A 19,444-nucleotide genomic window follows, 5' to 3' on the forward strand; every position below is an offset into this window, starting at 1 on the left:
CCGAATCATTTTGACTTTTGCAGCCATTCGATACCCTGTCGAATGTTGCCATACACGTCTCCCTTCCAGCCGTGACCGCCGGGGTAGTTAACCAGTGTCGTGCTCACACCCGCTTTGGAGAGCGTCTTTTCAGCGGCTTGTGCCATCCAGTAAGGACAAATTTTGTCGTCGGGTGAATGCAACATATAGATGCTGCGATCTTTGGCGTTCTTCGGGTCAGGAAGCTGTTTTGGTTTAAAGACAGACATGGCGATCAGGGCACCGTTGACCTGAGTCTCTTTTTGCATCACGGTCGCATACGCGGCTGGGCCACCGGAGGACCAGGCCAACAGGTAAATCCGCCGGGGATTAACTTTGTGCTTTTTACTGACATCCTCAATGACCGCCTCAATCAGTTCTTCCGTGGTGTACTGCATGTCGTCAGTCTTGCTGTCTACCGTAGGCCAGACGATTTTTTGACTGGGTGACCACTGTCTGGCCAGCGGCTGTGCCAGCACAAAGTCATCACTGAGCGCGTTCTCATGAATCCGTTTTACGAATGGATGAAAGTCTGCCGAACCATCGCCGCCGGGGAGCACGATCAATAGCGCCTGCTCTTTTTCCGTAGCGGATTTGGCTTTGGGGGGAACCAATAGGTATTGGCCGACCCCTTTTCCGGCTTTGACTTCGATGGCTTTTTCAGTTGTCTTTTTCGCGGCTGGGGTTGCGCCATCGAAGGTTGCTTCAAGATCATCAAACCAGATTTTTCCGGGACCGTAGATTTGCAGTGCGATGGCAATTTGTTTCGTTTTATCGGGGATGGAGACGGTGCCAGAGTATTCTTTCCAGTTATGATTCGCGGGCGAATCGCCGGCCTGTTTTGCGCCGATATAGCTGACCCATTCGTGACCAAGACTGGAGCGGTTTGCGTCGAGAAACTGCACATCGATAATGGCTTTAGTGGCTTGTTGGGCGCGGACCTGACATTTGACCTGCAATGTTTTTGACTCGCCGTTATAAGGCAGAATTCGATACCACTGCGCGATCGGAAAATAACGTCGTGCGGTTTTCTGTAGTGACAGACTGCGTTTACCTGTTTTTCCGCGCCCTTTGTCATATACGTATCTGACTCCCGGCAGATTGGCACCACTGTTCCAGCCATTGGGTGTTGTTTTTCCCTCTTCAAAGCTGTCTTTCAACAACACATTTGCTTCTTCTGAAAAGGCGAATCCCGTTGGGAGCAGCGCGAAAGCTGTCAAAAACATCGCGTATCGTGTCAATTGTTGCATGATCGGTTCCTTTTATTTTCTCAGTTGCTGCGCGTACCTTTTACGCAAGAAGCTGGCAAGTTTTCAAAATTCAGAGAATGGAGATGATTATCCGTCGTCGAGTTTATCGTTCACTGAGGGAGTCAGCACAAGTTCATTTGCTTCCTGCGGAACCACCAGTTGCCGAGTCTGCCAGTCGCTATTTGGAAAACGGACATACACGGTGACTTGTTCGCCTGGCAAAAAGTGGGGCATCGAAATTGTTCCTGTCGCATTCGACTTTTGCACAATCGGTTCGGCACTACAAAAATAAACGCAGTGCTCAGCACCATTTTTGTCAACCCGTTCGAAGGGAAACGCGCTGACGCCCGCGATGGGCGTGCCATCATGTGACTCGAACCTCAGTACAAACGGCGCGGTTTCTTTTAACTGGAAGCGAACCGGTTCCAGGGTCCCCTGGCGCATGGAAATATATTCTGACTGTAATAGATGCCCTTCCGCCAGCGCTGCGATTTGGACTTCATAGTCCTGCTCTGGTGGATACGCATTTTTAATCAAAAATGTTCCGTCGGCGCGTGTGGTTGCCGTATAGGAATTCTGCCGGAATCCATTGGGCGGCCACGTTTTGACGACAGCCAAAACATGCGCCGCATTCACCGGTTTGCCTCGATCAGTCACAACAGTGCCCCGGATAACTCCATTCGTTTCTGCCAGTGAATATCCAGAGGGAGCGAGCGCAGAAAGATCGGAATTCGTCGCGGGTTTGTTTTGAGAGTAAAACCAGAACAGGAAACCGACGGCACAGATCAATCCGAGCGTGAGGATTTGATGAATCCGATGCCAGAAAACGTGCCGCGAAAGCGAGACGTGACAGCAATCCTGAACGACGGAATTGACGTCGCCAAACTGTTCCAGAGCCGCCTGCTGTGATTTCTGTTGGTCCATGCCGGCATCGCATTTTTCTTCCGCACTAGCCGACAGATGGAAGGCGATTTCCTCGCGGATGTCATTCATCTCGCGATCCGCGTGTGCGATGAGTGGCAGGTGGAGATAAGAAAACAGGGTCTGAATCCAATTTCGAAGCATGTCAGGCCTCCGCGAGATTCGAGTTCAATACCAGGCTGATCGCATCCACTAAGTGGGACCATGCCTGAACTTCGGATTTGAGCTGGGTCCGCCCCGCAGCTGTCAACTGGTAGTATTTCGCACGGCGATTACTTTCGGAGAGGCCCCATTCCGACTTGATCCAGCCCCGCTTCTGCATTCGATGCAAGGCAGGATACAACGAACCTTCTTCAACTTGTAACGCCTGTTTGGTCGTGACCTGAATCCATTTCGCCACGCCATACCCGTGTCGCGGGCCTTCAAGCAAGCTTTTCAGGATCAACATATCCAGCGTGCCTTGCAGCAAATCGGCTTTTCGTTTTTCTGCCATATTTGTCTCCCCTTGAATGTCTAGGGAAGAGTATCGCCGGGCTCCCCTAGAATGTCAAGGGAAAAGTTTGATTTCTGATTTGGGTCAGTTTTTACTGCTCTGGTTTCAGTGCCACTTCGATTTTTTCTTTCATTTCCGGCCACTCGTTTGTCGAAGCAGCAAGACGTCCGTCCGGGCCGATCAGGTAGTAGATGGGGACGGAGCTGATGGCGAGCTGGCGTGCCATATCGGATTGAGCACCGAGGTAGTTTTGTGCCCAGTTCCAGTGATTTTTCTCAACGAGAATTTCTGCATCGGCGGGGCGTTTATCAATATTCAAACCGACGAATGTGATGGGTTTGTCGGCGAGCTGTGCTGCCGTCGCCTTAATATCAGGCATACTTTTGAGGCAGGGAATGCACCAGCTGGCCCAGACCTGCATCAGCACATAACGGCCTTTCATATCATAGATGGAATGTTCTCGACCCGTGGTATCGGTGAATTTATAGGAAGTCATATATTGTCCGACGCGGGGGCCGACACGACAGGGGACTTCAATCGCCCCAAGGTCTTTCGTGCCCGATTTGATATCGTCCGAGGTCACATTGACCGAGACCACTTTTGTCCCGATGGTTTCCACCAGACAACCGGCGGGTTGTTCGTACAAACGTAACACGAGATCGTAGTCTCCCGGTGGGACACCGCCGATTTGCAGCTGGCCCTCGGGGGCGAGTTTGACAAAATAGTATTGGTGCGTTTTGAGCCAGCTGTAAAAATTCGGATCGAGAGCCCACGCTGGTTGGACGGGGCCTTTGGGATCAAAGCTCAATTTCGGAAAATCGTTCGGTAGAGGTATGCCACCATCACGACGGATCAGATAATTGAGCGACCAGTTTTTGTTCAATTCAACTTCACCTCTACCTGTGGCGACGACGGTCCCTTTCAGAGTGGCTCCCGTCTCGCCGAGAGTGATGATCTTATGATCGCCCGGCTGGAGATCGAGGGGAAACGATTGACTGGAGGTGAGTGGTGAATCTTCCCAAGGGCCCAGATACGCTTGCACGGCACCTGCGACAGGGGGCAGACGCTTGAATTCAAAGCGACCTTCTGCATCGGTTTGTGTATGAAAGGAATCCTGGAAGCGCGGTTCTCCCAGTTTTCGGTCCTGTACTGTCTTGAATAGAATCAATTGATTCGGGACCGGTTTTCCTGCCTGGAATAATCTGCCGGAAATTCGGGACCAGGGTTTTATAGTAATCGTCCCGATGTCTTCGTCTGGTTGTCGAACCGCTTCCGCAAAACCGGTTTCATGCAGGACGCGAATGCGAGTTGGCTCAAAGGTCGCGGCAATCTGGAAGTAGCCGTCAGAAGATGTTTTGAGGGGAATTCCACTCCAGTCTAATTCGTTGTTTTGCATGATCGGGACAATGCTGGGGGTGCCTGCAACGACCGTTGCACCTGAGACCGGTTTACCTGAACCATCGACGACCCTTCCTGTACGAGGCTTTGCCGGTTTCAGAGAAAAGTCCTGAGTGACCGGTCCTTCACCAAGTCCGAATGAATTTTTACTGATTGCCGATTGATACCCGTCGGCTTCAATGCGAATCAGGTGGCGACGGTCACGCATGCCGCCATTCAACATAATTTGATACAGGCCCTCTTTTCCCGGTACGGTATCTTGAAACGAGGTCGACAAAAACTCCGGACGAAATTCGATGACGGGGATGACCCGAAAATTTTCAACTGGTTTTCCCGTTTGCGCATCAGTCACTTTCCCTGTCGCAATCAGCGGCTGATCCAGTTTAATGACGTGCGCTGTTTCTCTCGCGGCCAGTGTCACCTCTTTCGAAGCGAAGGACCGGGCAGAGATCAAATAAGTGACCCCGTCATCGGGAGCCCAGTCCCAGATATAGATGCCGTTTTCATTGGCACGCGTAGGAATCCGGGAATTGAGTACATTCGAATGTCGCCAGTTATACAATGATTCTGCACCGCGCCATCCCCTCAGACTTACGTGGGCTTTGGGAACTGGTTTACCACTGAGATCAACAATCTTCAGGGTGAGCGTTTTTCCCGGCTTCATGGTAAAAGTGAGATCATCCATGGATTTTGTTACGTCAACAATCTGGCGTGTCGGTTGAAAGCCCGGAGTCACGACTGTGATGGGGTGTTTTCCCGGCGGGAGGGGAATGGTTTTAAAATGTCCCTGCTCATTGATTTCCACTTCGTGAACCGTGGAGCCAAAGTACGGTTCGTCGTGCCAGACGATGATGCCTTTCGTGACGGGATCTCCAGCGGTATTTAAGACAGTCCCTTTCACAGCATGACCTTGATGCATCACAACTTTCGCACTGCCGTCTCTCAGCATTGTCGTCGTTACATTTTGTTGTGTTTGAAGCTCGCTCCATTTTGCATCACTGATATAGTCGGGATGTGTAAATTTTAGGCGGAATTGAAAATCGTCTCCCGTTGGTTTTACTGGTGCAGTTGTGATGTGCCATTTTCCCGCTTTGTCGGTGACGGCCTCTGTATTCAAGCTCATCATCGGTTTCGGTACAGCGGACCAGACTGGTTCTTTCCCGTGCGTACTGACGCTCACTGTCACATTGGGAATGGGTTTCCCGCTCTCATCGACCACAATCCCGCTTAACTTTGTTCCCCGGGCGAGTTGAAATTCAAATGAATCGGGGATCTTTGTCACTTCGCCCTGTGGGTCTTTATCGAAATCGACGAATTCGGGAACAAAATCTGGCTTGCTGACCCATAGCCGCAAACCGGTGGCGTGACGGGGGTGCTTATATTTAGCGATGCCTGTGGAATTCGTAACCAGATTGGAATTGGAGATTTTGGTGTTTTTAGAACTGTCAAGATAAACGAGATTCGCAAACAGCTTCGCTCCTTCGAGGGGCTTACCGTGTTCGTCGCGTACATGAAATTCCACGCTGCGAGTTTCATGATCCGGGGTGTAAGTCTTCGCGGATTTTTCCTGCGCCGGCAGTTGTGTTGTTCCCCAGATCGCGACAATAACAGTCGAGAAGAAGAGAAGTGTGCGTGAGGGAGAGACTGTCGTCTGGACTGTCTTTAACAGACTGAATCGCATAGGAGCGCTCCACGAAACAGAAGAAGAGTAGCAGAAATTGCACTGGAAATCTGCCGAAATGTCGACAATAGTTACTTTATGAACGTTTGACCTGTGTGTCAAACAGAATCTCAAATGTAGGTTGTTTCTGTTGTTACGCGGCCTGTTCCGTGTTGTCCAACCTCTGTTGTGACGAAGATTTCTGGCCTTCCAGATAATCGTTTACATAGAGTTCTTCCACCACGACTTTACTGGCTGCCAGCAGCGGCGAAGCGACGGCGGCGCCGAGGAAACCAAACAGAACCCCCATGATGGCCTGAAAAGAAATCAACAGTGCAGGAGGCAGCGAGACTTGTTTTTGCTGAATTAAGGGAGTCACCAGGTAACTCTCTACCAGTTGTAAAACCGCATACGTGGGGACTACCAGCGCGGCTGTTGTGGGGCTGTTCGACAGCGCCACGAGAATGGCCAGCAGGAATGCGATCAACGAACCAATGTTGGGTATGAACGTCAGCAGCCCCGTCATCACACCCAGAGTCCCGGCCATGGGAACGCCAATCAGGAACAGAAGCACTGACGCTCCCAGGCCAGTTACCAGCATGGAGGCAAATCGACCGACGAGCCATTGCCAGAGTGTCTCACTGAGTTGGTTCATTAAATCGCGAATGCGTTCCCTGCGCGCCGGAGGTACCAGCAGCACTGTACCATCCCGGTATGACTGCGGCGATACTGCCAGAAAAAGCCCAACAAAAAAGATCAGCAGACTGTTGACGATCAGTCCGAACGTAGTTTTAAACATCTGCCCCACCAGAGAGGCGGCCTTTTTTGCCGGCTGTGGTAATGAATTCAGATTCGGCTTTGAGGTTGCAGACGATTTGTCGGATGCCGTCTTTTCCGCTTGATTTTTTTCTGAAGTCTGTTTGTCTGACTGCGCGGATGAATCTGAGTGTTGTTTCGATGGATCTGCATGGCTGGGCTGTATAATCTGGGCCAGAAACGGAGTCGACTGAATTGCCGATTTGACTGACGGATATTGCTCAGTCCACTCTTGCACTTTCTGGGCACCCTGGTCGATCTCCTGGTCTGCCTGTTCTATCTGCTGATTGATCTGTGTGAAGAAAAACGCATTGACGCCAATGAAAATAGATAGCAAAGCCACTACGACCGCCGCCAGACTCCCTTTTCGAGAGAGAGGCAGCCACTGGCTCACCTTCAGACTGGCATGGTTAAGGAAGACTGCGAACAACACCGCCAGAAAGAGCGTAAGCACAATTTCCCAGGTAATCACGAACCCGGCTGCGAACGCGATGAGCACCACCAGGATTGTGATTGCTCGGAGAATCACCGAGTTTAGATTGTTTCGATTTTCATCAGGATTCATTTTTTAACTTCATTCAAGGCACGGCTATAAAGTGTTTCCCCACGCCAGGTATCAGTAGAACGTTGATTTGAGATAATCCTGGTGGTAGTTAACAATTCGCAAAGGGTGTGCCAAAACGATGGAACTCTCATCGATCTGAAATAGTTCGCGTTTTATACAGCAAAGAGTCTGTATTTGATTACAAAATTGAGACTAAGCATCAGGAAAGCGGTCTCTGATCGATCAGCCTGCTTGTTGAGCCTTCAATCGAGCAGACCACTAACATCCTGAAAACAGGTTCATCGAACCTACTTCCAATGTCAGATCAAATATTCTTATTGACAGGTAATGGTGAAATGATAGGATTCCGTGTTTTGTGATGATGTGGATATGTTAATTGATCCGGTCAATGTTTCTGTTCTCTGCCAAAGTCAATCACACGACAATCCAGATAACTGATTTACAAGGGAAGAATCGAATAAAGATGAATAAGCATCCAGAATCATTTCCGGAATTAGATCAACTTGGTGTGACATTACCTGAATATCTTCCCACCTTTGATTTCCCCGGGGCCTATATTGACTCATCCCACGCCGTTTATGCTGAGTGCCCGGTGAATGAAGATGACTTAGTTCAAGTAGAAAAAAGCTGGTGGAGTTTGAGAAAAATGTTTCCGGGATGGCTCCGTAGGGCTGATGCTTTGAAATTGTATGAAATGGCCTATTTTGTCCAGGGAGACATCTTGGAAGTCGGTTCATATCACGGGTTAAGTACAACGATTTTAGCAGAAGCGGCCCGTCAATCCCCATGGTCCAAGCACATTTACAGCATTGATATGAGTCCGAAATGTGTGAAAAAAGCGAAATATCATCTGCGTAAGAAAAAATTAGATCGTGGAGTCACAAATATCTGCAACGAAGGAACCGCGGCAGTCAAAGCTTTGAAGGCCGAAGGGAAACAGTTTGAATTTGCCTTTATCGATCATTCACATGAATATGACCCGGTATTTAGTGTCTGCCGTGAATTAGACTCTTTGGTGGTCCCCGGCGGCTTTTGCCTGTTTCATGATTTCAATGATCAAAGAAACTCTGATCCAGAGGCTCATGATTATGGCGTCTACCAAGCAGTGACAGAGGGACTGGATCCAGACAAATTTGAGTTTTATGGACTCTACGGCTGTACTGGCTTGTATCGGATGAAACCAAGCCAGGAGATGGAGTTACGTAAGACAGCTTGAAATCGATAGAAAAGTAAGATCTGGATGACGTGAAACAATCGTCTTAATGACAGACTTTATCTGCAAACATGAGCGTCGCTTTTCGATTTTCAAACAGTAGTGAAAGAAATATTTAGCTACTCTCAATCAAAACAGATTGCGTGACAGTTACCAAAATGCATCAATGTAAAAGGTGCCAGTTCACTCAACATAAACATAAGAAATACGTTCGTTTTTCGTCGCTCCTTTGACCGTCCAGTCCAGCGACAAAAGGGCATTTTCCAAACTCAGGTTGGCGGAGTACAGATCTTCGCGACAGACGTGGGGTTCAACTGACTCCCAACGAGTGGCTGTGATCTGTTGTAACTCAAACAGATAGACCGGATGCATGGTTCCGAATCGCAGGTGCTCCAGCCGTAACCGTTTCTGGTCGGGATATGCACTCCAGCGATAGACGTTTGTAAAATGGAGCTCTTTTCCTGCCTGCTGCGTCCACAAGCCGGATTCATGAAACAACATCGATTCTGGAGTGGAGTGTTCAATTTCCACAGTGCCTTTCCCCGTGCCATTCCAGCCACTGCCCGAATCAAACGACTGCGCGGTGAACGTGAGCGATGTGACAGCCGCCAGTCGGTTCCAGAGAGTCGGTAAGTCTAAGTTCGTATTCATGAGGATGCTTTCACCATCTGTCCCTGATTGTTAAATGAGGAATCTCCAGTTAAGGGTTGATGAGTGAGCTTGGCATGCTCGCTAAAATTTCACGGATATTTTCTGCTTCCTCTTCTTCCAGTGAGCTTTGTCTCTCTTTTGCCTGGGTAATGACTCGACGCAGGACTTCCCGCTTGTCGGTGTGCAAGTTCCAGAATGTCTCGGGGATGCCCAGTACGGCGTTCAATAAATCACCAGGATAACAGTGACCTTCCGCCAGTGGGTCTTCATCTAGTTTTTCAAGAGCCAGTGGAACAAGAAAGGACAAACTGATCTGCTGGCCGATCATAATTCGCAGATCTTCTGTTGTGAAGTCCTCAAGGGGGACTCGCTGCAAACGCTGGCAGGTGATCACAAGAGACGATTCGAAGTCTGGTTCTCCCCAGTCTTCTCCCTACAGGTCCTGCAGGCTTTTCCGCCGGTCGAAATTGGTTTTCATGGTTCACTCTCCGATCACGTTCCCCAGGCACATTATGTCACACACCGGCTTTTGTTGTCACAGGAATTACTCAGTGATAACGTTCAATTCCAATGATTTGACCATTAGACCGGTCTATGATTGCGATGAATTCCGAATTTGGCAATCGAAGGTCGAAAGGTATGTTATCAATCGGAACCTCATGCGGAATGCCTCCGTCAGCCAGGCCGAGTCCGTACCCAATGAACACAGTCAGATACCCGGGACGAAGACTGGCAAGCACTTTCGCAGGAAATTTGCAGGGGGTGTCAAACTGACCTCTCATTCTCACTCCCCAATAATCTTGACCAGAATCCGCTTCCGTCGTCGGACGTCGAACTCGTAAAAAATGTGTTCCCACGGTCCCAGGTGCAGCCGTCCGTCGGTGATGGCGACGACGACTTCGCGGCCCATGATCTGGCGTTTGTGGTGGGCGTCGGCATTGTCTTCGCCCGTGCGGTTGTGCAGATACCCGCCGCTGTTGGGGTTACTGCCCGCATCAAAGGGGCGAGCTGTTCCAGCCAGCGATCATAATCGGCATGCAGCCCTGATTCAATATCGTTGTTGAAACTGCTTCGACCCGTAGTTCAGGCAGTCAAGTCTCCGGTGAAGCCGATTAAGCCATCAACCGGCAACATGAAACAAAGGCAAACCATCTATGGCCTTACACCGAGAGTTAGGTCAAAAGGCAACGCTCACCAGATCATGCCATGACCGAAACCATTTCAAGAACAGTGCGACCCAGGGAATCTTCGCCATTTATTTTGATCTGGGGAAACTGTGCGAGGAGTTCGTCAGCCGTTCGCCTCTTTGTGAATACGCGCCAGGCACAATCCTGTGGGATGGTCACATGCACTACTGGGTCAGTTTTGCTTGATTCAGAGGCAATCCAACGGTCGCTCGTCCGAACAATCTGCCATCGGCCACCGGCTGCGCCAGTCACTTCGACAACAACACTCGTCCCCTCCGTGGGGATAGCGTCGTTGAAAGTGTAAGGCAATGCTCGCAAGAACAAATCCAGGCAAGGGTGATACAGTCTTCTTCCAGTGATCGTACTCTCTCGGCCCGTTGCAAGAAAAATTTGCTGTGTATGGTGCCATTTCTCCGTGTATTCTCTGCCCACGTCAAACCAGTTCAATGAAGACTCTTCGCCTGCCCAGGCAACGGGAAAGAATGCTTGCCCGAACGGGTCGAGGCTCTTGAAATACTCAACGTATTGCCGATCCGCTACTTCAAGTAGATCGATTATGATGTTAGGGCTGAGCCGTCGAGTTGCCTGTTCCCATGAGTTGTTCAGCCTGTTCAAATAGTCCAGCAAAGTCTCACCCCGATTGGGGCCATTTGGGGGTGGCGAAGTATAACGATCTCGCTGCATGGATAGTCGCCGCACACTGCCATCGAGAAGGTGGGCGACAATATCTCGCACCAACCGCTCCGAAGATACGGTCGGCAGATGCCATTCATCAGGTCTCAGGGATCGCAAAAGGGAGTGCAACTCGTCGAGGACATCCTCGAGAAGCGGGGTAGCGATGATAGGCGACTGGCTCATCGTAGAGGTTCCTTCGCTGTCACTGTGCTTAGAGGGACGTGTTCTTGTTCGACATCGGTGTCAAGAAAAGGTTCGCAGGACTTTGTCGGTGATAACCAGCATGACGTTCCGACCGGCAAGAAGTATTCCACAAACGAACTGGTCGAAATCGAGTTCATCTCCATTCAGGCAGAGCACCCGAACGGTGTATCGGGTTCTCCAGGCACACAACCGGGAGGTATTCATGTTACTCCCCAATAATCTTCACCAAAATCCGCTTCCGTCGTCGGCCGTCGAACTCGTAATAAAAAATATGTTCCCACGGTCCCAGGTGGAGCTGACCGTCGGTGATGGCGACGACGACTTCGCGGCCCATGATCTGGCGTTTGTGGTGGGCGTCGGCGTTGTCTTCGCCCGTCCGGTTGTGCAGATACCCGCCCGAATTGGGATCACTGCCCGCATCGAAAGGAGCCAGTTGTTCTAGCCAGCGATCATAGTCGGCATGCAGTCCCGATTCGTTGTCGTTGATAAAGACCGACGCGGTGATGTGCATCGCGTTGACGAGCACCAAGCCGTCCTGGATGCCGCTTTCTGCGACCAGATCTTCAACATCATTGTGTATAGAAACGATCTGCCGACGCTTTGGGATATCCATCCAGAGTTCTCTGGTGAGTGTTTTCATGTCGCAAATTTACTCCACAAATTTGGTGACTCCGAGTATTGAGTGGTTCGGGAAACAAGCCATTATATCAACTTTGTATCGTGGAGTCAGTGTTCGTTAACGTTTTGCGGCGTTGATGTCCTGGAGTTGAATTATTCGAAAAAATGGATTGTCTGGATTCAGGCACTATCTTTTGATTCGCGGCCTGTGATAATAAGAGCGCGCTCACTGTTCCCCGGCATTGATTCACCGGGGCGGCTATTCAAAGCAGTCTCTTGATTCGAAACGCTCCTCGAATCTGGCAAGAATTGAGATTGATTGCGTCTCCTTCATTCATTGACTCTGAATCCTTATGGAAACGATTTGTGATGTGGCTACATGCTTCCTGCTTGCTTGAATTCGATATCCCCGTTGACACGCCTTTCCTGCTCATGTTGCGTCCCCGCAGCGGGAATCAGCAATGGGTGGGTCGTGAACAATATGTTTTGACACCCAGCGTCTCTGCCGTCGAATTCACCGATCCGTTCGGTAATCTCTGCCAGCGACTGGTGGCGCCTGCCGGAGAGTTTTCGATCAAAACATCGTTTGATATCCAGGTTGCAGACGTTTCGGATTCAGCTCCCGGAGCGTACTTTATTCCTGTAGAACAGTTACCCGATGAAACGCTCCCTTTCCTGTTACCAAGCCGGTATTGTGAATCAGATCGCTTTTCGCAGATGGCTTCCTCCCTCGTTGAAGGAGTTGCTCCGGGATATGACCAGTGTGCAAAGATCGTCAACTACATTCGCGAAACCATAACGTACGCCCCCGGCGAAGGACAGGAAATTATCAGCGCGTGTGAAGTGAATGAGAAAACGCAGGCTGTCTGCCGTGACATGGCCCATTTAGGGATTGCCTGCTGCCGAGCACTCTCGATTCCAGCTCGTATGGTTGTGGGTTATCTGGAGACACTGGAACCAATGGACCTGCATGCCTGGTTCGAAGCCTATGTTGGCGGTCGGTGGTACGTGTTTGATCCGACTCAGGATAATTTGCAGGGAGGGCGTGTGGCGATCGCCTATGGACGAGATGCTGCTGATGTGGCAATCTATACTCAATTCGGCACCCCGGTCGATTTGCAACAAATGCAAGTCAGCATCGAGCAGATCCCGGCACCCGTTTATTGATGGTGACGCGTATGAGGCGGTTCTGTTCGCCACTCCCGTCGACTAGATATTCGACATCGTCTTCGTGAATTGACACGATCTGCCGACGCTGGGGGATGTCCATCCAGAGTTCTTTGGTGAGCGTTTTCATTGTTCTGCTCTTCTCCAAAAGATAAGTGATGCTGGCGATCATACTACATGTGTCGGACGATGTCAGATGGCAGCAGTGCCGTAATGATGCGGTGCAGTACTCGCGAAGTTATCTATATTCGAAATTAGATATTTCTACTTCGAATACAGCAGGAAAGCCTCGTTTGATCTTGCGACTTTATAGTACAATAGATCAGAAGGCGGTTGACGTGTGATTTGGCAGGCTTGTCGCCTTGCATTCAGACAAAAATCTTCTCCACAGACAATTGATCTAGCCCGTAGACATAAGGTTCTCCAGATGATACTGCCTTCGGAACTATGCCGAGCGGAACGAAAAACGGCTCTCCCTTTCCTGTTACAACTCGCTTTGATTTTGCTGTCGACAGGCTGGTGTATCGGTTGTAGCCCAGATCCTGAAGCGTTCGCTGCAGACCAGTGGCAGACACCAACGGAGTGGGCGTTGCTGATGGCGAAGCAAGAGAAACATATTTACCTGCATTGCCAAATGTTAAATGACATTGCCCGTGCACAACTTGCGGCGGGTGAAAAAAAGCAGGCTCTGAAGACTTTGGAGCCAACATTGGAATTGATTGCTAAGACAGATGGATTGGTCGGAAAGAACAGTACACAGGAATCTGTCATCAAAACAGTTCTGAAACTGGGAGAAATCGAGTCAGCAATTCAAACAGCAGAGAATTTCACAAACCTCTCATTGACCGACCCGATCTTTAAAAAGATCGCTTTCGCACTGATTGATGCTGGAAAAATATCAAAGGCTGTCGAGGCAATTCAAAAGCTGAAGAATGAGGGTTCAGCGATACGGGTTAACGAAAGCGTTGCCGAGTCGCTCGTTCGAGATGGAAAGCAGCAACAGGCATTGGAGTTCGTGGAACAGATTCCGCAATTGAATCAAAAGGGGGCGGCGCTGTGTGCGATGGCCATGGTCTATTTTGAAGAGGGTAATTCCCGGCAGGCATTCGAACTACTCAAATCAGTTGATAAGATGCATGAAAAAGTCGATGACCAGACTAAAGTAGATCGTTTGATGACCAGGAGAGATCAGTTATTGACCAAGTTAGTCAATGCATACGCACGAGGGGGAAAGTACGAACGCGCATTGGAATTCACCAAATTTATTAAGGATCACGATTTTGCTGCCGTGGTAGCATACCAGTCTGTGATCGTCGCATTAGTGGCATCCGGTGATGTGAAACAAGCGCTCGAAATAGCAAACAAGATTGAAAACCTAAAATCCAGGAATCACGAGCTGCAAAGGATTGCAGAGACGATAGCCAAAGACTCTGGCGATTATGAGAAGGCAATTGAAATTGCAAACAAAATTCAATACACGTCAATCCAGTATAGTACGATCAAATTTGCTGCGCTCGCGAACATTGCGGCTAATATTGCCAGCAAGTCAGGTGATTATGAACGGGCACTGAGAGTCATTTACTCGATAGGAGAGAAAGAGAACGCGGCTGAAAGAAAATTTTATAAAAAATCTGCACTGGTGTATCTAACCATAGGCGCTGCTCAATCGGGTAATGGAGAGCAAACATTGGCATTAGTCCAGCAGCTTCTTGATCTGGGAAAAATTGACCCTCTCCGGGACTCGTTTCCGGATGGTATTGTCGTTCATCTTGTTAAAGCAGATCGCTTGGGATCAGCAACACAGGTTATTGATATGATCCCATATCCGATCATTCAATCCAGGTTACTTATACGTATTGCCAATGAATTAGCCCGTAAGGGAGAGACTGAAGAGGCACTCAGCATTGCTCAAAAAATTAATGAAAACGAGCAAAGGGATTCCGCACTGACTCTGGTCGCAGCTCGCCTGTCTGAAGCAGGAAACACGGATGATGCGTTTGAGGTTGCTTCACAGATTAAAGACAAATCAGAGCAAGCGGATTCTTTCATTTGGATTGCTTCAAAAATGCTGAGAAACGGTAATAAAACAAAAGGAATTACTCTTCTGGGTAAAGCACTCGATTTCATATCAAAGGACAAAACAACAAATTATCGAGTCGATCTGGAAATGTCAGTCATGCCGCTGGCCTGCGAACCGCTCACCAAAGTGCAACAGCAATCGGCAGAAATGGATATCGTGACTCCGTTGAAAAAAACATTCACGCCAGAGGAGAAGCAGATGGCCGAACGCCTTTTAAAAGCCGTTCAGGCTCAGTGAAACTTTATTTGTGGCAATACCAATCGAGAGCCTGCTCAGGCCAGTTTTTCGTGTGCGGATAAAATCAACTGTTCGGTTTCTTCCCAGTCGATGCATTCGTCGGTGATGGAGGTGCCGTACTGGAGCTGGCTGAGATCTTCCGTCAGCTTCTGGTTGCCGGCGTGCAGATTGCTTTCGAGCATCAAGCCGATGATGGTGTCGTTGCCGGCGACGCGCTGGTCGATGACGTTGTTCCAGACTGTGCCTTGATTGCGGTAGTCTTTGTTGGAATTGGCGTGACTGCAGTCAACCATGAAGCGGGGGGAGAGGCCGGCTTCTTCGAGACTTTTGCTGGCGGCTTCCAGATGTTCCTGTTGATAGTTTGGGCCGGAGCGACCGCCGCGCAGGATCAGGTGGCCCCAGGGATTGCCTTTGGTGTTGATGACGCAGGTCTGGCCGTCGGCGTCGATTCCCAGAAAGCTATGCGGACTTTGGGCAGCAAGCATGGCGTTGAGCGCGACATCCAGGCTGCCGTCGGTTCCGTTTTTATAGCCGACGGGCATCGAGAGTCCGCTGGCCATCTGACGGTGAGTGGGTGATTCGGTAGTGCGGGCGCCGATCGAGGCGATGGAAATCGCATCGGCGATGTACTGTGGCGTAATCGGTTCCAGCATTTCTGTGGCTGCGGGGAGACCCAGCTCGCCAATCTGAAGTAATAACTGGCGGGCGATTTTCAGGCCGGAGGAGACATCGAATGTGCCATCCAGGTGCGGGTCGTTGATCAGTCCTTTCCAGCCGACTGTGGTGCGGGGTTTTTCGAAATAGACTCGCATGACCAGAAACAGCCGGTCGTTCACTTTATCAGAGAGTGCTTTTAAACGTTGGGCGTATTCAATGGCGGCTTTGGGATCGTGAATCGAGCAGGGGCCGACGACGACAATCAGCCGCTGGTCTTCACCCGACAGGATGTGTTTAATCTGTTCGCGTGATTCGCTGACAGTTTGGGTGACTTTTTCAGTGCGTTTGTATGTGTCTTTCAGTTCCTGCGGGGCAACCAGGCGAACGGAATCATGCACATTGACGTTTTGAATGGGAAGCATCGTTTTTAATCGTTTTCGTTACTTAAGTGATCAGAATCAGTTTCTCGTGTTTGTTCTATTTAGAGTGCCAGTTGCTGACGGATCTGGGAGACGATTTCCGGAGGGGTCAACAGGGAGGCCTCGATTTTTAGTTGCGCATATTTTTCATAGAGCGGGAATCGGCTGTGGTACAAGTCTGAGAGGCTTGTACCCGGCTCAATCAGAACGCCCCGCTCAAAGGCGTCTGAAAAGCGTTGCTCCAGCACATCCGGGGAGACATCCAGCCAGACTATCGTACCAAGAGAGCTGAGATGTTGCATGGCTTGAGGACTATAACAGACACTTCCTCCGGTAGAAATTACGGATCCTGCTGATTGAATCGATTGAACGTACGACGACTCAATCGTGCGGAACCCTTCTGCGGTATGTTCGGCAATGATCTCTGCGAGCCGTTTCGACTCGCCAGCTTCTATTAATGCATCAGTGTCGAGGAAGGGAAGACCTGTCTGTTCAGACAGTAGTCTCCCGACAGTCGATTTTCCGGAGCCGGGCATGCCGATCAGGACGACGCCTTGTCGGCTAGGGTGATTCTCAGATGCCATGATCAGTCTCCCCACAGGCCAGGGGAGCACCCGGGGGGAAGGGGCTCAGCAGGTCTTGAGAATAGTTGAGTCGCAAAAACATAAAAGTTGTATCTGTTTATTTGACAATAGCTTGCGCTAAATGTTCAGTCTTGTTTCAAAAAATCAACAAAAATTTGGAGAAAAGGAAAACAAATATTATCGCAAATCAGTTCTAATAGGAACGATGTGAGATTTCTGCTGAAATTAAATTGTTGTTTTCTGATTGAGACCAACACAAGTGTTGAATTGGCGTTTGTGGAAATTTCACAGGAATTTGACTCGTCAAAAAATCTTAACAGTTCTGTTAGGATATCGTCGTTATGGTTCTTTAACGATGATCTGAGTTTTCTAAAGCTTGAAGAATCGAAATCAATCGTGGATAAGCTATCACCGGCTCAATTTGCTGCGAGGATCCGATGCTGTGCCAATGATCTGCAGGATCATGGCGTGGATCGATTGGGTTCTTTGTACGATTTGACGGCGACGCGCTTAGTGCGGTATGCGGTGACAGTGACAAAAAATACTCCCGATGCCGAAGATGCGATTCAAGCGACAATGGTGCGGATGGCTATGAAACCCAAAATCCTGGCAACCGCACAACAACCCTGGGCCTATTTATTGCGAGTCACGCGAAACGAAGCCTTACGAATTCTGCAGAAGCGAAAACCATTACAGATTTTTGCGCAGTGCAGACAGCTCTGGTCACGTGATTCCGAAGTTGTAGAAGAGAATGATCAGGCTCAGGTCATCAGGAATGCATTGAAGCGTCTTCCCACGAATCAGTCTGAAGTCGTGGTCTTGAAAATCTGGGAAGATATGACGTTTGCGGAAATCGCAAGTGTGCTGGATGAATCGCCGAATACCGTGGCCAGTCGTTATCGTTATGCACTCCAAAAATTAGACAACTACCTGCGTCCTATGGCGCATGAGGATATTGATATTAATGTTTGAATTTGAAGATCACAATTTTCTGGAAGAGCAGTTACTGAAGGCGGCTGCTGATCCTGGCGTTCCCTTGCGGGGTGGTCATCGTCAGCAAGTGCTGGATGCCGCGCGGCAGGCGCGGTCTCGCAAAGTATGCCGCCGCAGTCTGGTTGTCCTCGGCACGGTTTTACTGACAGCCGGGACGTTCTTTCTCACGCGGGATTCAAAGCAGGCACCCACAGTGGCTGCTGATACGACTCCAGGCTGGTCCAAAACCATTTATGTGAAGAGCAGTGAGGTTTTAGGAATTTCGACAGCCGCCAGGCGGCCCGAGGTAATCAAGACCGATTGGAATTCCGTGCAGGCGACTCTGAAGCAATCTGGTGAATGGGGGCTCGTTGATGCCGTTGTTCGATTTCGGAATGAGCGTGCGGGTACAATCGAGCAGATCTTTCATCGAGGCGATTGATGCAGGAGACATTGTCCCAACGGTTCCAGGAACAGTTGCCTGATAAACCGGAGAATCACCCGGAATACGTCACTGAGTTGGTGGATTTCATCTTAACGCAGGCACAATCTGTCAATGCCAGCGATATTCATCTCCTGCCCACCGAAGACCGGATGCGGATGGACTGGCGAATTGATGGCGTCTTGCATCATATCTCCGATTTTTCGCATGAGCTGGCTCCACGCATCACTTCGCGATTGAAAGTGATCTCGCAATTATTAACGTATCGTACCGATGTACCTCAGGAAGGCCGTATTCGTCAACAGGGGGAGCAGGCTGTCGAAACACGGATCAGCACTTTCCCCACACTCTACGGAGAAAAAGTGGTTGTGCGGTTGTTTGTCGGTTCAGGGCAGTACAAACATCTCGAGAGCCTGAATCTACCCGAGGAAATACTTGGTGAACTGAAGCGATTACTGACACAGACCGGAGGCGTGGTGTTGATGACGGGGCCCGCAGGCAGTGGGAAAACCACCACGATCTATGCCTGTCTGCGAGAGATCCTTCGGCAGTCAAAAGGGACGCGGAGTCTGGCTTCGCTGGAAGACCCGATCGAAGTCGTGGTTCCTACAGTCGCGCAATCACAGGTGAATCCGGCTGCCGGTTTTGATATGGCACTGGGGCTACGGTCGCTGCTGAGACAGGACCCGGAAGTAATTATGGTCGGCGAGATTCGGGATCGCGAAACGGCGGAAACTGTATTCCAGGCTTCGTTGTCCGGTCATCTGGTTGTGACGACCTTTCATGCGGGGAGTGCGACAGAAGCGGTGAGTCGTCTGTCTGATATGGGCATCGAGCCTTATTTGCTGCGTAGCGGGTTACTCGCGATTTTGAGCCAACGATTATTACGGCGTCTTTGTTCCTGTGCCACGTTCTCCAATGCAGAAGAAGAGCGGCTGGGACTGCCTGTCGAACAATGGAAAGTACCAGTGGGTTGTGCAGACTGTGGCCAGACCGGATACACGGGCCGCATTGTACTGACTGAAATGTTGCAGCCGAATCAGGTGGATGTGGCAAATGCGATTTTGAATCAAGCCGACGCGAGTGCACTGCATCAACTGGCGATTCAATCGGGAATGCGAACACAATGGGATCGCGCATTGGAAGCGGTTAACAGAGGGAACACCAGTCCTGCAGAAGTACGCCGGGTTCTGGGAATGACGCGTCTGGAACAGTGA

General features: G+C 50.0%; 18 protein-coding genes and 2 pseudogenes. 6 read left to right on the plus strand and 14 right to left on the minus strand.

The window, feature by feature from the left end; genetic code table 11:
• Positions 1 to 5: 5 nt before the first annotated feature.
• The 5 genes from Pan241w_RS00415 to Pan241w_RS00435 all read right to left on the minus strand — a co-directional run bounded on the left by Pan241w_RS00415 (position 6) and on the right by Pan241w_RS00435 (position 7,121).
• The gene (locus Pan241w_RS00415; protein ID WP_145209314.1) at positions 6 to 1,268 is read right to left on the minus strand and encodes an alpha/beta hydrolase; all 1,263 of its coding nucleotides are present in this window, start codon (positions 1,266 to 1,268) and stop codon (positions 6 to 8) included.
• Positions 1,269 to 1,355: 87 nt separating this feature from the next.
• Entirely contained in the window at positions 1,356 to 2,333 is a 978-nt protein-coding gene (locus Pan241w_RS00420; protein WP_145209317.1) for a carboxypeptidase-like regulatory domain-containing protein, read from the minus strand.
• Position 2,334: 1 nt separating this feature from the next.
• The gene (locus Pan241w_RS00425) at positions 2,335 to 2,682 is read right to left on the minus strand and encodes a PadR family transcriptional regulator (protein WP_145209320.1); all 348 of its coding nucleotides are present in this window, start codon (positions 2,680 to 2,682) and stop codon (positions 2,335 to 2,337) included.
• 91 nt (positions 2,683 to 2,773) lie between these two features.
• Entirely contained in the window at positions 2,774 to 5,761 is a 2,988-nt protein-coding gene (locus Pan241w_RS00430; RefSeq protein ID WP_145209323.1) for a thioredoxin-like domain-containing protein, read from the minus strand.
• A gap of 133 nt (positions 5,762 to 5,894) precedes the next feature.
• Positions 5,895 to 7,121 carry an AI-2E family transporter gene (locus Pan241w_RS00435; protein WP_145209326.1) on the minus strand — a complete coding sequence of 409 codons (1,227 nt, stop codon included), beginning with the start codon at positions 7,119 to 7,121 and terminating at the stop codon, positions 5,895 to 5,897.
• A gap of 463 nt (positions 7,122 to 7,584) precedes the next feature.
• On the opposite strand from Pan241w_RS00435, the gene Pan241w_RS00440 reads away from it, so the two are divergent.
• Positions 7,585 to 8,337: a class I SAM-dependent methyltransferase gene (locus tag Pan241w_RS00440; RefSeq protein ID WP_198000236.1), complete on the plus strand. Its 753-nt coding sequence runs from the start codon at positions 7,585 to 7,587 to the stop codon at positions 8,335 to 8,337.
• A gap of 180 nt (positions 8,338 to 8,517) precedes the next feature.
• On the opposite strand, the gene Pan241w_RS00445 is transcribed toward Pan241w_RS00440, so the two are convergent.
• The 6 genes and pseudogenes from Pan241w_RS00445 to Pan241w_RS00465 form a co-directional block, all read right to left on the minus strand.
• Positions 8,518 to 8,985: a DUF6314 family protein gene (locus Pan241w_RS00445; RefSeq protein ID WP_145209332.1), complete on the minus strand. Its 468-nt coding sequence runs from the start codon at positions 8,983 to 8,985 to the stop codon at positions 8,518 to 8,520.
• Between the two features lie 49 nt (positions 8,986 to 9,034).
• Positions 9,035 to 9,400 (minus strand): annotated as a pseudogene (locus Pan241w_RS00450) (contact-dependent growth inhibition system immunity protein); the annotation flags it as partial.
• 369 nt (positions 9,401 to 9,769) lie between these two features.
• Positions 9,770 to 10,056 (minus strand): annotated as a pseudogene (locus Pan241w_RS00455) (YjbQ family protein); the annotation flags it as partial.
• 128 nt (positions 10,057 to 10,184) lie between these two features.
• On the minus strand, positions 10,185 to 11,030 hold the full coding sequence (locus tag Pan241w_RS00460) for a maleylpyruvate isomerase mycothiol-dependent enzyme family protein (RefSeq protein ID WP_145209338.1): 846 nt from the start codon (positions 11,028 to 11,030) through the stop codon (positions 10,185 to 10,187).
• A 60-nt stretch (positions 11,031 to 11,090) separates the two neighbouring features.
• Positions 11,091 to 11,255, minus strand: coding sequence for a hypothetical protein (locus tag Pan241w_RS29210; RefSeq protein ID WP_198000238.1), 165 nt, complete (start codon positions 11,253 to 11,255; stop codon positions 11,091 to 11,093).
• A 1-nt stretch (position 11,256) separates the two neighbouring features.
• Positions 11,257 to 11,691: a secondary thiamine-phosphate synthase enzyme YjbQ gene (locus tag Pan241w_RS00465; RefSeq protein ID WP_145209341.1), complete on the minus strand. Its 435-nt coding sequence runs from the start codon at positions 11,689 to 11,691 to the stop codon at positions 11,257 to 11,259.
• Between the two features lie 347 nt (positions 11,692 to 12,038).
• On the opposite strand from Pan241w_RS00465, the gene Pan241w_RS00470 reads away from it, so the two are divergent.
• Positions 12,039 to 12,836 (plus strand): transglutaminase domain-containing protein, encoded by a 798-nt coding sequence (locus Pan241w_RS00470; protein ID WP_145223106.1) that lies wholly within the window; start codon positions 12,039 to 12,041, stop codon positions 12,834 to 12,836.
• Here the strand turns inward: Pan241w_RS00470 and Pan241w_RS00475 are convergent.
• On the minus strand, positions 12,802 to 12,966 hold the full coding sequence (locus Pan241w_RS00475) for a hypothetical protein (RefSeq protein ID WP_198000239.1): 165 nt from the start codon (positions 12,964 to 12,966) through the stop codon (positions 12,802 to 12,804). The genes Pan241w_RS00470 and Pan241w_RS00475 overlap by 35 nt on opposite strands.
• 210 nt (positions 12,967 to 13,176) lie before the next feature.
• Here Pan241w_RS00475 and Pan241w_RS00480 point away from each other — a divergent pair, with 210 nt between their 5' ends.
• On the plus strand, positions 13,177 to 15,153 hold the full coding sequence (locus Pan241w_RS00480) for a tetratricopeptide repeat protein (RefSeq protein ID WP_145209343.1): 1,977 nt from the start codon (positions 13,177 to 13,179) through the stop codon (positions 15,151 to 15,153).
• A gap of 35 nt (positions 15,154 to 15,188) precedes the next feature.
• On the opposite strand, the gene Pan241w_RS00485 is transcribed toward Pan241w_RS00480, so the two are convergent.
• Together Pan241w_RS00485 and Pan241w_RS00490 are read right to left on the minus strand one after the other, a co-directional pair.
• Positions 15,189 to 16,232 carry a 3-deoxy-7-phosphoheptulonate synthase gene (locus Pan241w_RS00485; protein WP_145209346.1) on the minus strand — a complete coding sequence of 348 codons (1,044 nt, stop codon included), beginning with the start codon at positions 16,230 to 16,232 and terminating at the stop codon, positions 15,189 to 15,191.
• Between the two features lie 59 nt (positions 16,233 to 16,291).
• The gene (locus tag Pan241w_RS00490; protein ID WP_145209349.1) at positions 16,292 to 16,813 is read right to left on the minus strand and encodes a shikimate kinase; all 522 of its coding nucleotides are present in this window, start codon (positions 16,811 to 16,813) and stop codon (positions 16,292 to 16,294) included.
• 396 nt (positions 16,814 to 17,209) lie between these two features.
• Here Pan241w_RS00490 and Pan241w_RS00495 point away from each other — a divergent pair, with 396 nt between their 5' ends.
• The 3 genes from Pan241w_RS00495 to Pan241w_RS00505 are packed head-to-tail and all read left to right on the plus strand — an operon-like array spanning position 17,210 to position 19,444.
• A complete protein-coding gene (locus Pan241w_RS00495; RefSeq protein WP_198000240.1) occupies positions 17,210 to 17,785 on the plus strand; it encodes an RNA polymerase sigma factor in 576 nt (191 codons plus the stop codon).
• Complete coding sequence (locus Pan241w_RS00500) at positions 17,778 to 18,227, plus strand: hypothetical protein (protein ID WP_145209352.1); 450 nt, start codon at positions 17,778 to 17,780, stop codon at positions 18,225 to 18,227. The genes Pan241w_RS00495 and Pan241w_RS00500 overlap by 8 nt, the downstream gene beginning before the upstream one ends.
• A complete protein-coding gene (locus Pan241w_RS00505) occupies positions 18,227 to 19,444 on the plus strand; it encodes a GspE/PulE family protein (protein ID WP_145209354.1) in 1,218 nt (405 codons plus the stop codon). The genes Pan241w_RS00500 and Pan241w_RS00505 overlap by 1 nt, the downstream gene beginning before the upstream one ends.

The organism is Gimesia alba (genome assembly GCF_007744675.1).
Lineage (GTDB): Bacteria > Planctomycetota > Planctomycetia > Planctomycetales > Planctomycetaceae > Gimesia > Gimesia alba.

Coding starts and splice junctions, on each gene's coding strand:
- Pan241w_RS00415 (WP_145209314.1), bottom strand. CDS start 1,268: ATGCAACAATTGACACGATACGCGATGTTTTTGACAGCTTTCGCGCTG.
- Pan241w_RS00420 (WP_145209317.1), bottom strand. CDS start 2,333: ATGCTTCGAAATTGGATTCAGACCCTGTTTTCTTATCTCCACCTGCCA.
- Pan241w_RS00425 (WP_145209320.1), bottom strand. CDS start 2,682: ATGGCAGAAAAACGAAAAGCCGATTTGCTGCAAGGCACGCTGGATATG.
- Pan241w_RS00430 (WP_145209323.1), bottom strand. CDS start 5,761: ATGCGATTCAGTCTGTTAAAGACAGTCCAGACGACAGTCTCTCCCTCA.
- Pan241w_RS00435 (WP_145209326.1), bottom strand. CDS start 7,121: ATGAATCCTGATGAAAATCGAAACAATCTAAACTCGGTGATTCTCCGA.
- Pan241w_RS00440 (WP_198000236.1), top strand. CDS start 7,585: ATGAATAAGCATCCAGAATCATTTCCGGAATTAGATCAACTTGGTGTG.
- Pan241w_RS00445 (WP_145209332.1), bottom strand. CDS start 8,985: ATGAATACGAACTTAGACTTACCGACTCTCTGGAACCGACTGGCGGCT.
- Pan241w_RS00460 (WP_145209338.1), bottom strand. CDS start 11,030: ATGAGCCAGTCGCCTATCATCGCTACCCCGCTTCTCGAGGATGTCCTC.
- Pan241w_RS29210 (WP_198000238.1), bottom strand. CDS start 11,255: ATGAATACCTCCCGGTTGTGTGCCTGGAGAACCCGATACACCGTTCGG.
- Pan241w_RS00465 (WP_145209341.1), bottom strand. CDS start 11,691: ATGAAAACACTCACCAGAGAACTCTGGATGGATATCCCAAAGCGTCGG.
- Pan241w_RS00470 (WP_145223106.1), top strand. CDS start 12,039: ATGTGGCTACATGCTTCCTGCTTGCTTGAATTCGATATCCCCGTTGAC.
- Pan241w_RS00475 (WP_198000239.1), bottom strand. CDS start 12,966: ATGAAAACGCTCACCAAAGAACTCTGGATGGACATCCCCCAGCGTCGG.
- Pan241w_RS00485 (WP_145209346.1), bottom strand. CDS start 16,232: ATGCTTCCCATTCAAAACGTCAATGTGCATGATTCCGTTCGCCTGGTT.
- Pan241w_RS00490 (WP_145209349.1), bottom strand. CDS start 16,813: ATGGCATCTGAGAATCACCCTAGCCGACAAGGCGTCGTCCTGATCGGC.
- Pan241w_RS00500 (WP_145209352.1), top strand. CDS start 17,778: ATGTTTGAATTTGAAGATCACAATTTTCTGGAAGAGCAGTTACTGAAG.
- Pan241w_RS00505 (WP_145209354.1), top strand. CDS start 18,227: ATGCAGGAGACATTGTCCCAACGGTTCCAGGAACAGTTGCCTGATAAA.